The sequence below is a fragment of the Neoalteromonas arenosi genome (genome assembly GCF_030362855.1).
Lineage (GTDB): Bacteria > Pseudomonadota > Gammaproteobacteria > Enterobacterales > Alteromonadaceae > Alteromonas_E > Alteromonas_E arenosi.
Genome location: NZ_JAUCBP010000006.1, coordinates 13897 through 26598, shown reverse-complemented (window position 1 = coordinate 26598; position 12702 = coordinate 13897). Strand labels below are relative to the sequence as shown.

The window sequence follows — 12702 nt, the reverse complement described above, 5'->3', positions numbered from 1 at the left end:
ATAATGATTAGGCAGTAATCGTGGTATCTATTTATATGAGAGCTCACTGGGAAGGTGGGCGGTCACGTCTATCGACTTTGTCATTGATTCGACTGAATCGAGAAATATGATCTAGAACAAGTTATCGCTGTTCTTTACTCGTTTTTTTCCTGAGGTTGTGTGAAGAATAAAACATGAACACAACAGCAAAGGTGACGATATGAGGCGCAGTGGATTACTGATTTTGGGTTTATGTTTGACTTATGCAACTCATGCATATTCTCAAGAACAAACTGAAGCACTGGTTGAACAGGGTTTACAACGCCTTGAACAGAATCGTGAGGCTCAAGCAGAAGTCGATAAAGAGAACGAAGCGGCAAGAGTATTGGAAAAACAATACATAGAACAACTCAAAATTGTTGATGGGTTGAATATGTATAACGCAATGCTCCAGCGTCAACTCAACGATCAGCAGACAGAGATCGACAAATTGGACTTCTCCATCAGCAATGCCACTCAGATAGAGCGCCAAATCATGCCCTTATTGGTGCGCATGGTCGATGCCTTAGAAAACTTTGTGCGTTTAGACTTTCCTTTCCTAACACAAGAGCGCGAAGAACGAATTCACGGCTTGCGTATTCTGTTAGAAAAATCCGAGTTCTCGACATCAGAGAAGTGTCGGCGCGTGTTTGAGGCCTATCAAATAGAAAATGAATATGGTTACACAATCGAATCCTACAAAGGACGAGTGCAACTTGAAGAGCAACAATTTGCCGTCGATTTTCTGCGAATTGGACGCATCGCTCTGTTGTATCGCGACTTGGCTGGCGAAAAAGTAGGGATGTGGGATCCCGTTGCCAAGCAATGGCTTGCGCTTACCGAACGTCAATTTTTACGTCATGTGACAAAAGGTCTGAAAATTGCCCGTGAAGAAATTTCGCCTGAATTGATCACGATTCCGCTTTATTCAACGTTGGAGGTGCGCTAATGAAACAATCGATCTGGATAGTTTTTTTAGTCTCTTTATGTTGTTCTATGTTGGTTTGCGCACAGGATACAGAGGCCGAAGTTACTGATGAACAGCAAGTCTCGCGAAAAGTAGTGTCCCTTGACCAGTTATTGGAGCAGGTCAAAGAGGGCAATCGTACAGATACGATATTTAATCAACAACGGATTGCAGAGTTTCGTCAAGCCAAAGACAAACAGGCAGCCATGCTTGCAGATATTCAACGTCAACGAGAAGTTGCTGAGGCCCTTAGCGCAACTCGCGAGCAGATGTTTGAAGATAATGACCAACAGATCACCTTGTTGCAGGAGCGTCTCAGTGAGCGCTTAGGTGCTTTAAAAGAGCTCTTTGGTGTTCTGCAACTCGTCGCCAATGATACACAGGCACAGTTTGAAAACTCACTAGTGCAAATACACTATCCACAACGCACTGCTGATTTAAATGCTTTTTCGACCAAAATGGGATCGTCCACTGAATTACCCACGGTCGAAGAAATAGAAGCGTTGTGGTTTGAGTTACAGCGAGAAATGACTGAATCAGGCAAGATCGTCATGTCACAACAAACTGTCTTAAATGCTGATGGTGAAGAAACGATTGAAGATGTTATACGGGTTGGAACATTTAACCTGGTCGCAAATGGCAAATACGTTCAACGAATAATGGAAACTGGCCGACTGGTTGAGTTCGCGCGTCAGCCATCGAATCGTTATATGAGTGGCGCTGAAGCTATTGCTGATAAATCAGGCGAATTAGTAGCCATGACCATAGATCCTGTAAGGGGCCAGTTGATTGCGTTAATGGGCGCTGCTCCTGACTTGCGCGAGCGCGTCCAACAAGGTGGGGTGATTGGCTACATCATTCTTAGTCTAGGCGCAGTCGTCATTGTTTTAGCGCTAATTCGTTATGTAGTACTGATGATTGAAGATGCGCGGATTCGTTCGCAACTCACGCAACTGGACAATCCCGGAAACAATGCGCTCGGTCGGATTATTAAGGTTTATTTAAAGAATCGCGACGAAGGCCTTGAGTCATTGGAGCTAAAATTGGGTGAAGCTGTTTTGCGCGAGATACCCAAAATAACACGAGGACTGTCTTTTCTAAAAATAAGTGCCGCAATTGCTCCGCTACTGGGTTTGTTAGGTACCGTGACAGGCATGATAATTACGTTCCAAGCGATCACACTGTTTGGTGCCGGTGATCCTAAACTAATGGCGGGTGGGATTTCACAAGCATTAGTAACCACTGTCTTGGGCTTAACCGTAGCAATACCAGCATTACTGCTGCATAACTTAGTAAACGATAAGGCTACTAAGTTGTCACAAATCATTGAGCAAGAGTCAGTCGCTTTGGTTGCTGTGCAAGCGGAAAAGTCAGAGGGGTAGGCCAGGATGCCCGTATTTCTTGATAATTTGTTTCCATGGCTTGGAGATATGCTCGAGCTTGGCGGCGATATTTTACTGTTAATAATTATCATCGCAGCATTTATGTGGGCGCTGATCATTGAGCGGCTTGCGTTTTTTACCGTGGTATTACCGAATAAACAGCAAATCGCCAAATCGATGTGGCGGGACCTGCCAGAGCATCGTAGTTGGCATGCCGGCCAATTGCGGCAGCTGTTAATCAGTCGCTTATCTCGCGATATGCAACGCAATCTTCAACTGATCCGGACGCTAGTAAAAATCTGTCCTTTGTTAGGGTTGCTTGGCACCGTTATGGGAATGCTGGAGATCTTTGATGCATTGGCCATCACCGGTAACAACAGTGCCAGAACCACAGCGGGAGGGGTTTCAAAAGCAACGATTTCTACAATGGCGGGTATGGTTGTAGCGATATCGGGCCTAATGGTATCCAACTATTTAATCAAAAAAGCTGAAGTTGTGAAATTATCATTTTTTGACAGTTTTAGAATGGAAGAGCGCCATGTGCGGCTCAAAAAGGTGGTGAAACATGCGTAGATTCATATCGGCTCAAGCTCAAGATCAGGAAGCCAGTGTTGATATCACTCCAATGCTTGATGTCGTATTTATCATGCTGATCTTTTTTATCGTAACGGCCACGTTCGTAAAGTTGTCGGGTATCGAGGTCGATGCACCACAGGCATCGACATCAGTTGTACAAGAAAAAGCCAATATCCTGATTGCCATTGACGCAAATAATAAAGTTTGGATAAATCGCCGTGAAGTTGACGTGCGTGCACTACGACCAAACATTGAACGGCTACATGCCGAAAATCCCAAAGGTATTGTGGTGATTCAGGCTGATCGAATGTCTCGGAATGAAGTGTTGGTTCAGGTTATGGATGCGTCGCGTAAAGCGGGCGTCTACGATATCGCGCTGGCGGCGGATAGAAACTGATGAAGTCCGTTTTTATTGACCAACTAGAACAGATATCTGATCGCACCTACAGTCTTCGATTCGTGCTATTGCTCATGTTTGGGATAGCAATCGCCGGTGGATTGACACTGTTTATGCACGTGTTGATTGAGGCCAGTCACAAAGAGCTCGATCAAAGTGTACGGGCGAATATGTTAGATTTCGTTCGAGTCAAGCGAGAGGAGTCGTCTGCTCACAATAGACGCAAACCGACCAAGCCAGAACAACAGCAGGCACCTCCTGCACCACCAAGCCCGCAATCGGAACAGCAGGATTTGGGCGATGGTGCGCTAGAGGTTGCCGTGCCGACGGTAGACACCGGAATGAATGTCGATGTTGGTGGTATTGGCGTCGGTCAAGGGGATGGCGAGTATTTACCCATAGTAAAAGTCGCGCCAGCCTATCCTATCAAAGCCTCAATGGAAGGTCTTGAAGGCACGTGTTTGGTGCAATTTACTGTAACTGTAACCGGTTCGACAAAAGACGTAGAGTCGGTGCCCGGTCAGTGCCATCGCTATTTTGTTAGGTCCTCAGTTGAAGCGGCAAAAAAATTCAAATACAAGCCGCGTATTATTGATGGAGAGCCGATTGAAGTGCCTAACGTACGCAATTTATTCAATTACTATTTAGACCAAAGAGACGAGCAATGAGTCTAGCAATGAAAGTGCAAAGTGTATTATTGATACTGCTTGTGTGTCTGGCTACAACAGCTGAGGCTAAACGCAAAAAAACCTATGCAATGAGCCTAAATGTGTTTAGAGCGGTTGAGCAGATAAATCTACTCGTTGACAATGAAGAAACTCAAGAAGCATTGCTAGAACTTGAAGAAACACTTAGTTGGAGCCGTCTAACTAAGTATGAGAAAGCACAGTTATACTATTTAAAAGGCACAATTCTATATAAACAGGATGGTGAAGCCGCTTCTATGCCAGCATTCAGTCGAGTACTGGATTATGCCGGGGATATTCCAGACTTTTTGCATCAACGTGTCACGAGGACATTAATGCAACTTAACCTTGTACTTGAGGACTATAGCTCTGCACGAGAACTGGGGCAGCAACTCATCGCTATTTCTGAAACGCCCTCCGCCGATGATTGGACGCTGCTAGCCCAAGCAAATTATAAGTTATCAGACTGGCAGGCGGCATTAGAAGCCATTCAAGCCGCACGCGAGATTAATCGGTTGGCGGGCAAGGTACCTAAAGAAAATGTGTTGTTATTGCAAAACGCGACCTATTTTGAGCTAAAGCAAATGGACAATATGATCACAACACTTGAAACGCTGATAAAACACTATCCCAAGTCCACGTATATTTTGTATCTAGCGTCTATTTTTGGCCAGGTCGACCGTCTCGACAAACAGACGGTATTGATGGAATCACTGTATGAAGCTGGCAAGCTGACCGACTCATCTCAACTGATCAATTTAGCCAGTTTATATATGTCTGAGAAAGTGCCAATTAAAGCCGCGCATTTGCTCGAAGCAGCAATTGATGACTCTACAATTAAGGGCAGCCAGCGAAACTATGAAATGTTGTCACAAGCGTGGCGTTTGGCGGCAGAAGATGAATTATCCATGGCGACATTGGCTAAGGCAGCAAATCTTGCTGACGACGGAGAGTTGACTTTGCGACTGGCGTATTTGTTGTACGATTCAAACCAGTGGCGAAAAGCTGCGGAAACTGCAAAATTGGCGATTGAAAGAGGCTTGACACCCAAGTACGTCGGTGAGTCATATTTATTGATCGGTATGGCTAATTTTAATATGAACGCGTATACCGCAGCCATTACTGCATGTGAGCGTGCCGCAGAGTATCCAGATAGCCGAGATTTAGCTGAGCGCTGGGTCTCTTACATCGCTACAGAACAAGAGAAGGTTATCGCAATGCAAGCAGTGAACTGACAAGTTAGCCTTTTCTTGTTTGTAAAGCGTCAAGCAACTGCCGGTAGGTGGGCGTTGACTCTTTGGTGTAGTTCAAATTCTTGAATTTTCCGGTTAGCGCTGTGAAATACTGACGGGCTTCTTGTTTGTCGGCGAATGAATAATCGCAATCCACGTATTCCAGTATGAGATTAAATAATTGCTTTTGCCGGTCTAACGAACATGCGGCATCAACTGGGTCGAATGCATCTTGCTGCAAGTAAACCATATCGACAAATAAACCTTTTAAATACTGAACAAAGTCTTCAAGCGTAACTCCGTCCTCTCCCGTAACTTGCATCATCTCGAGCACTGCTTGGCCATTTTTGATCAATGCAATCACGTGTTCTACAGAATCACTCCAACCGGATTGCTGATGCTCATCAAACCATTCATCCAATTGCTCCCGGTAGCGAGACCATGAGTTCAATGGATCGACTGCGGGGTAAAAACGTTTGTAAGCGCGTTCTGAAGATAGACCTAAGAAACATTTAACTGTTGCTAGAGTTGCTTGTGTTACTGGTTCATCGAAGTTACCACCGGCTGGGGAAACTGTGCCAATAAGCGTAAGACTGCCATGTGTTCCATCATTGGTTTTAAAGCTGCCGGCACGTTCATACACACTTTTGATGGACGACTCCAAATAGGCAGGAAATCCTTCTTCGCCTGGGATTTCTTCTAACCGACCAGACGTTTCGCGCATAGCCTGAGCCCAGCGAGATGTGGAGTCAGCAATAATTAGAACGTCTAACCCCATTTGCTGATAATACTCACCCACCGTAATACCAGTGTAAATAGAGGCCTCGCGAGCGGCTACAGGCATTGAAGATGTATTGCAAATAATAATGGTTCTATCCATCAGGCTGCCATTGCCCTGAGGATCGGGTAATTGTGGAAACTCAGTGATTGTCTCGACAACTTCACCCGCTCGTTCACCACAAGCAACAATAATAACTACATCAACGTCTGCGTAACGAGAGATTAGATTTTGTAGTACCGTTTTGCCCGCTCCAAATGGACCAGGTATACAAGCTGTCCCACCCCGAGCAATAGGGAAAAATGTATCTATCAATCGTTGACCGGTTAGTAAGGGATCCGTAGGGTAGAGGCGTTGCGTGCTATTGCCTTTAACAAGTGCTTGATTGAGAGGTTTGCGAACCGGCCAAGATTGCGAAAGCGTGACATCATGAGTACGGTTATTAGGGTCTGATACTCGCGCTACAACGTCAGTAACAGTAAAAGCTCCTTCCTGTATCCATTCAAGCTTAAAGCTACCGCGCCAATGAAAAGGCAACATGATTTTGTGCAGTATTTTCCCCTCTTGAATGGTGCCTATTGCGTCTCCTGCACGCATCGTTGAACCGGCTTTTGCTGTGGGCGTGAATGCCCATTTCTTGCGCTGATTCAAAGCTGAAAGTTGCACTCCTCTAGGCAAGAATGTGCCGAATTGGGAAGCGAGCTCTGGAAGAGGTGTTTGCAAACCGTCGAAAACCTGGCCAAGCAAGCCCGGTCCCAGTGTTACCGACAACATTTGACCGGTTTGCACGACAGGATCACCCACAGCAACCCCATGTGTACTCTCATAAACTTGTGCATCAGCACAATTGTGGCGAACTCTCAGTACTTCCGCTTTTAACCAAACAGGCTGCTCATTTTCAGTTTTCGGGCAGATATAAATCACTTCGTTTTTCATTAGACGCTGCGTACTGTTTGCATCTAATTGAATTTCGACTAAATCATCCTGCACAGACACTACTTTTGCTGATGGGGGAGTCGCGTTAGTTTGCTGCATTTACGTTCCCTAATATATCGTCGATTTCGGTATAACTGTTTACACAATCCTGAATTAGTTGTTGGAAACGCTTGTTCGCTGCATAACTGTTCATTTTTAATGAACGTTCAAGCAAGTTCCACTTTAATACGTAAATGACTACTGCCTCAAAGTCATACATGTGCGGGTAACTTAACCTTTTTAGCTGTTTCATCGCTTCTGTCAGGATCAACTTCTCTAGTGCAAGAGGGTCGTCATTGTCTAAGTATTTTTGCGCAGTAGGTAACCAAGGAAAGGTCTGAGACAAGGCAAAATCTTTTTCATTCCAGTGGCGCCTGATATGTGATTGCCAGCGTCCAAATCCCCATTGGTCATCTAATGGTTTAGGCATTTGTTGTTTGCGCATTCGCAACGCGGCGAGCAGTGTTCGCAGCTCTAGTCGATTGCGAATGACAGTTCTCAAGGTGCGATTCGCTACGCGCGTGTAGGCCTCGCGATCGCGATCTGAAAGTACTTGTTCGCTTAAATTTGCGTCGAGAAAGCGCCAATCCAGAGCGCGCTCAACACTTTGCAAAATGCGCTTTTCTTCAACTGATAATACATTGAGTCTGCGTTCAAGTTTAATACGCGAGAGTGGCGTACGCTGTGCCACAAATAAGTCATCCGGCCTTGGTAGACTAGTAATTAACATTACGTATTTATCGCTACCAGTCGCGATCATCGAATGACTCCTTCGATCATTGCTCTAAACCTAGGTTGTATATGGGCGAGTAAAAGTTCACTAACAGCGGAATCACTTAAATCGAGTGTGACATCCTTATCGACTAAACGTATTTGTATGCCGGCGTTCAGATCCTCGGACACAACAAAAGATACACCTTCACGCAATCTATTTTGGGTCAATCCAAACACGAGTTCAGAAATTGGACCTGTTTTTAACGCACTGGGGTCGTTGCGCAGTTCCGATAAACCGATAATTTTTTCAGGCAGAATAACTTCAATATTTTTTGCCGCTTTCGCCGTTTTAATTGAACTAGCGGCGGCCTCAACAATGAGCTGTTCCAATACTTCAGTTTTCAGCATGGCCTCGCTAACAAGGCGTTGCAAGTCTTCACTCAACTCTCGAGTTAAATCGGACTTTAAGCCAAGCATCATGTCACGAACCGCAATTTTTAAGGCGGACTCGGCGGCTGACTGGAACTCGCGTGCCTGTTCTCGCGCCTTATTAATCCGTTGTTGTGACTCCTGCTTGGCTTTGGCAATAATTTGTTTGGCCTGCTGTTCTGCGTCAGCAATTATCGCGTTTGCTTTTTGTTCGCCGGCAGCGACCCCTTCATTCTTTAATCGCTCTATGAGTTGGTCGACGCCTTGTGAGATCTGTTGCGGTTCACTCATACTGCTGCTCCGCTTATGTTACCGCTGATCACTAGAGCAAAAACGAATGCGAATACTGCGAAGCCTTCGATAATAGCGGCGGGCGCTAGTGATAGGCCAAATATTTCGGGTTTTTCCTTGGCCGCATTTATTGCAGCTGCGCATGCTTTACCCTGCCAAATTCCACTGTAAAGCATCGCTATACCAGCCAGCGTGCCAACGCCAAAAAGGCCGCCTGCATTATCAATAGTAACTGTTCGATTGAGAGTAAACATTATAACGATGCCGTATATGACAAAGGTGGATGGGAATGCTGAAATTCCAATGTAGCGACCGTAGCTACTTTCAGTTTCCAACATAGCTCCAATCCCTGCTTGACCGGCAATTCCGCAGCCGATACTGCTCGCTACAGCGCCCATTGCCATGGGGGCATATATACCGAACCAACCCAGCGCTACAACAAATTCATTCATTATCTATCCCCTTGCGTTTAAAACGCTTGAACGGTTGTCCTTCAACGGGAAGTCCCCATTTATAAAACTCGATAAAATTCAAGCGTAAGCCATGTACCAAGCCACTAATAAGTGAGAGAAGCAGATTAAGCACATGACCAAGAACTAAAATTAAAATAGCGCCCAATAAGCCCAAACCTGAACTACTCGAATAGACGTCTGACGCTAATTGATTAAAGGTAACGGCTAGCGATGCACTGGCTAAACCGAGTGCGAATAGGCGCATGTAGCTGAGAATGTCACCAAATAAACTCATTAACCCGGATAATTGAATGGCACCATCCATAAAACGCATTATATGTGCCTTAAAAGAATCTGTCTGACGCATACTCGAGAACGTTAGAATCAACAAGGTACCAGCCACAAGTAGGGCAATTGCTACGAAAACTAGCAGCTCTGATGACTGGGCTTGCCATAACAACAAACCCGCGCAGATGATCAATATCCAGCCACAAGGCACTAGTTTTTGCGTTGCATGGGGTAGGTGATATGCGTGCATCGCATTGGCTATTACTATGTGCAATGCACCAATATATATCGACAATTGCATCATGCTGTCGAAATCTTTTATATGCAGAATGTGGAAGTGGGCAAGCCAATGTGACGGTGCGGGACTGATACCAAAGTAACTACCGACCAAAACGCCGTAGATACAGGTCGTGAAACTGAGTGCGATGCCGAGTAAAAGGTACGCGCTTCCTTTGGTTTTTCGTCTAATCCATTTTTTGCTACCCAACATGATTACTAAGAGAACCAGTCCATAGCCAGCATCAGCGAGTATCATGGCAAAAAACAAACAGAATGATGCGAGTAATAGCTTACTCGGATCCCAGCTATGGTAAGCAGGTGTTTGGTAGAACAGACTCATATCGGTTCCGGTTGCCAGTGCCGGAGGTTGCTCTAGTAATGTTGGTGGCAGCTCATTGAACGCTGGTTCCTCTACAACTAGCGCAGAGTCATAGCGTTGACATATTTTTGTTAGCTCATCAGTGCAGTGTCTAGGTACCCACGCCTGTAATAAAAACCAATGTTGACTATCAAGAGATTGTGCCGACACATAGTCTAACAGTGCCTGATCATCAGCTTCGGCAAGGTGTAACCGAATTAACAGTAGATAGCGTGTAAGTTTCTGTCGTTGCGCTTCTAATTCTTCAATTTCAGACACAGTTTGTTCACGTTCATTGCAAAGTTCTTGCATCGGTAACGCGCCCATGTGAATGCGTGCAACGGGAAGTAAGTCCGGTGGTGGTTCCTGAGGTGCAATAATTACAAGATAAGCATACTGCGTGGATTGTGAAACAATTTGCCACGGCAAATTGATACCAGTCAATTTGTCCATATGCTTAAGAGGCAGCCGGTAAAACCACAGGTAATTACCACGTAATGTTTGTGTGGGGGGGAAGGTGATATCTCCCCATGGACGCATTTGTTCGATGCGCTCATTGAGAAAGTCGAGTTTGTCTGACTTGTCGCGCAATGAATTTTTAATTGTAAGAGCCTGTGCGGTTATTGCCTGTACATCGAAATCTTCACTGCGGGTAAGCTGATGTCGTTTGTATTTCACCGCGTTTAAAAAATTCAGAGCTTCATAAGCAGACTCAGCGCGTATATCGCTGCGTTTGTTTATCGGTAACTGATTGGATTCTTTAAGACTAATAATGTGGCACTCGCCCAGTGCTTGCAGCGACGACAAGAACGCTGACTTTTCTTTCACAGGCACAATCATGGTGACTTTTTTGAGTGCGATGATACTCAAAGCATGCCCTCCGCTGAATCAATTGGATTCGATAGAGAAGAGGTTTGGTCTAGCACTTTCTTTTTCGCTATTTTGGCTCTGACCACCGCAACCATTTGCTCGTCAGATAGAAAAATACGGATGCGTTTGATGTTGTGCTCAGCCTGTGGGATCAAGACTTGTTCAAAGAGGTTCACCCTTTGCGTGATGGTTGCAACCGCTTCTTCAAGACGATTAATGCGTTGCTTTTGCAGCGCAATTTTTATCGTCGCGGTGACAGTCTTCTTTAACTGCAGGCAATAATTGTCAACCCAGTGCGGTTTCGCTAGAAAGCTATAGCTTGGAGCTGAAAAAGCAATATGCTTGAGTGAGGGTAACTTAATCCCAACCACATTTTCCTCTGCCACTGTTATATCTTCGATAGCGATCAAGTTGGATATATCAATGTCAGAGTTTGAAAGCATGGGTAACTGAGTCTTGACAAAATGGTAGAGTGCTTCTTCTTCGCTTTTAAGCTCATCCAGTATCCGATATGCGTGCGCTCTCTCGGCGAGTAATTGTTGACGTTTGAGATCCAACGACGGCAAAAAGCGCTTATATGACTTTAAAGCGCGCGTGTGCTTTGCTAATGAAGATTTATTCAGCTGTAACCGCGCCATTACTATCTTCCGGTTGCTTATATTGCACAAAGTATTTATCTATGAGGGCTTGCTTCATAAGCAACTGATCGGCCTCAAAGCACTCAGCTAAGGTTTGCCAGCAGAGATCTAACGCTTGCTCTAGTGGCATGCTGACATTGATGTCCATAAAACGCTGACGAAACAGATCGCCAAATCGAATAAGTTGATGATCAAATTCAGACAAGTCGAAGGCCATTGCTTGCTTTTTTGAGGCGTCTTGGGCATCTGAGTAAAAGCGGATCATGGTATTCATCAACTGACCATGATCATCGCGAGTCTCTTTGCCAATAACGTTTTGCTTTAAGCGCGACAGGGAGCCAAAGGGATCAATCACGCCTTGGTGTAAATAAAATTGTCCTTCTGTGATATATCCTGTGTTGTCTGGTACTGGATGAGTCACATCATCGCCGGGCATCGTGGTAACCGATAATATTGTGACTGAGCCCCCTTTGGCGTAGTCACACGCTTTTTCATAGCGTCTGGCTAGTTGCGAATACAAGTCGCCCATATATCCGCGATTAGAGGGGACTCTGTCCATTGCGATACCGACTTCTTTCATTGCATCGGCATATGCAGTCATGTCAGTCAATAAAACAAGTACTCGTTTATTTTCATCGATTGCAAAACGCTCGGCGACTGAGAGCGCCATATCAGCAACGAGTAAGCGTTCTACAATGGGATCTGAAGCTTGATTGATGAACATGACAGTCCGAGCAAACACGCCTGCGTCTTCAAAGCTTTTTCGAAAGCGATAATAGTCATCGAAAATCAACCCTAATCCGCCAAAAACCACAACATCCGCATCGGCTTGTATACCGATTCTGGCTAAAAACGGGTTGTAGGGTTCTCCGGGAATGGAAAAAATCGGAATTTTTTGGCTTTCAACCAAACTATTGAACACGTCAATCATCGGCACATCGGTTCTTATCATCTTTTTGGGTACAATTCGCTGACACGGGTTGACCGACGGCCCTGTTATTGAAATTTTGGGGTCCAAACTCAAATCCGGACCATTGTCTAAGGGTCTACCAAGGCCATCAAAAACACGCCCTAAGATATTGTCCGAATAAGTGACTTGGATTGGGTGGCCCAAAAACGTTACTGTGGCATCGCTGGAAATGCCTTTGGTACCGGCAAACACTTGCAGAGAAACTGTATTGCGATCGATATTGATGATTTGTGCGGGTAATGATTCGTCTTGGCGTGTGCGAACAACTGCCAGATCGCCGAGCCTGATAACGATGCGGTCATCGTCACTATTAGGCACAGTGACTCTTAAGATGTCGCCAATAATCTCTCGGATATGAGAAAAGCGTGCGAGCTGTTGCAAGTCGTCCAACTCCAATTTCGT

General features: G+C 45.2%; 13 protein-coding genes. 6 read left to right on the top strand and 7 right to left on the bottom strand.

Translation table 11 applies throughout. From position 1 onward, the window contains the following. Positions 1 to 199: 199 nt before the first annotated feature. The 6 genes from QTP81_RS04345 to QTP81_RS04320 are packed head-to-tail and all read left to right on the top strand — an operon-like array spanning position 200 to position 5261. A complete protein-coding gene (locus tag QTP81_RS04345; protein WP_289363983.1) occupies positions 200 to 967 on the top strand; it encodes a DUF3450 domain-containing protein in 768 nt (255 codons plus the stop codon). Further along, on the top strand, positions 967 to 2367 hold the full coding sequence (locus tag QTP81_RS04340) for a MotA/TolQ/ExbB proton channel family protein (RefSeq protein ID WP_289363980.1): 1401 nt from the start codon (positions 967 to 969) through the stop codon (positions 2365 to 2367). The genes QTP81_RS04345 and QTP81_RS04340 overlap by 1 nt, the downstream gene beginning before the upstream one ends. 6 nt (positions 2368 to 2373) lie before the next feature. Beyond that, the gene (locus tag QTP81_RS04335) at positions 2374 to 2940 is read left to right on the top strand and encodes a MotA/TolQ/ExbB proton channel family protein (protein WP_289363978.1); all 567 of its coding nucleotides are present in this window, start codon (positions 2374 to 2376) and stop codon (positions 2938 to 2940) included. Continuing rightward, positions 2933 to 3340 carry an ExbD/TolR family protein gene (locus QTP81_RS04330; RefSeq protein WP_289363975.1) on the top strand — a complete coding sequence of 136 codons (408 nt, stop codon included), beginning with the start codon at positions 2933 to 2935 and terminating at the stop codon, positions 3338 to 3340. Before QTP81_RS04335 ends, QTP81_RS04330 begins: the two co-directional genes overlap by 8 nt. Then, the gene (locus QTP81_RS04325; RefSeq protein WP_289363973.1) at positions 3340 to 4008 is read left to right on the top strand and encodes an energy transducer TonB; all 669 of its coding nucleotides are present in this window, start codon (positions 3340 to 3342) and stop codon (positions 4006 to 4008) included. The genes QTP81_RS04330 and QTP81_RS04325 overlap by 1 nt, the downstream gene beginning before the upstream one ends. Continuing rightward, positions 4005 to 5261 (top strand): tetratricopeptide repeat protein, encoded by a 1257-nt coding sequence (locus QTP81_RS04320; protein WP_289363971.1) that lies wholly within the window; start codon positions 4005 to 4007, stop codon positions 5259 to 5261. Before QTP81_RS04325 ends, QTP81_RS04320 begins: the two co-directional genes overlap by 4 nt. A gap of 4 nt (positions 5262 to 5265) precedes the next feature. On the opposite strand, the gene QTP81_RS04315 is transcribed toward QTP81_RS04320, so the two are convergent. From QTP81_RS04315 to QTP81_RS04285, 7 genes are read right to left on the bottom strand one after another with little or no spacing between them, the layout of a single operon-like run. Further along, positions 5266 to 7071, bottom strand: a complete 1806-nt coding sequence (locus QTP81_RS04315; RefSeq protein WP_289363968.1) for a V-type ATP synthase subunit A — start codon at positions 7069 to 7071, stop codon at positions 5266 to 5268. Continuing rightward, positions 7058 to 7771 carry a DUF2764 family protein gene (locus tag QTP81_RS04310; protein ID WP_289363966.1) on the bottom strand — a complete coding sequence of 238 codons (714 nt, stop codon included), beginning with the start codon at positions 7769 to 7771 and terminating at the stop codon, positions 7058 to 7060. Before QTP81_RS04310 ends, QTP81_RS04315 begins: the two co-directional genes overlap by 14 nt. Further along, positions 7768 to 8445 carry a hypothetical protein gene (locus tag QTP81_RS04305; RefSeq protein ID WP_289363965.1) on the bottom strand — a complete coding sequence of 226 codons (678 nt, stop codon included), beginning with the start codon at positions 8443 to 8445 and terminating at the stop codon, positions 7768 to 7770. The genes QTP81_RS04310 and QTP81_RS04305 overlap by 4 nt, the downstream gene beginning before the upstream one ends. After that, positions 8442 to 8897 carry an ATP synthase subunit C gene (locus QTP81_RS04300; protein ID WP_289363963.1) on the bottom strand — a complete coding sequence of 152 codons (456 nt, stop codon included), beginning with the start codon at positions 8895 to 8897 and terminating at the stop codon, positions 8442 to 8444. The genes QTP81_RS04305 and QTP81_RS04300 overlap by 4 nt, the downstream gene beginning before the upstream one ends. Then, complete coding sequence (locus QTP81_RS04295; RefSeq protein WP_289363961.1) at positions 8890 to 10692, bottom strand: V-type ATP synthase subunit I; 1803 nt, start codon at positions 10690 to 10692, stop codon at positions 8890 to 8892. The genes QTP81_RS04300 and QTP81_RS04295 overlap by 8 nt, the downstream gene beginning before the upstream one ends. Continuing rightward, positions 10689 to 11330, bottom strand: coding sequence for a V-type ATP synthase subunit D (locus QTP81_RS04290; protein WP_289363960.1), 642 nt, complete (start codon positions 11328 to 11330; stop codon positions 10689 to 10691). Before QTP81_RS04290 ends, QTP81_RS04295 begins: the two co-directional genes overlap by 4 nt. Further along, positions 11308 to 12681: a V-type ATP synthase subunit B gene (locus tag QTP81_RS04285; protein WP_289363957.1), complete on the bottom strand. Its 1374-nt coding sequence runs from the start codon at positions 12679 to 12681 to the stop codon at positions 11308 to 11310. The genes QTP81_RS04290 and QTP81_RS04285 overlap by 23 nt, the downstream gene beginning before the upstream one ends. Positions 12682 to 12702 lie beyond the last annotated feature (21 nt).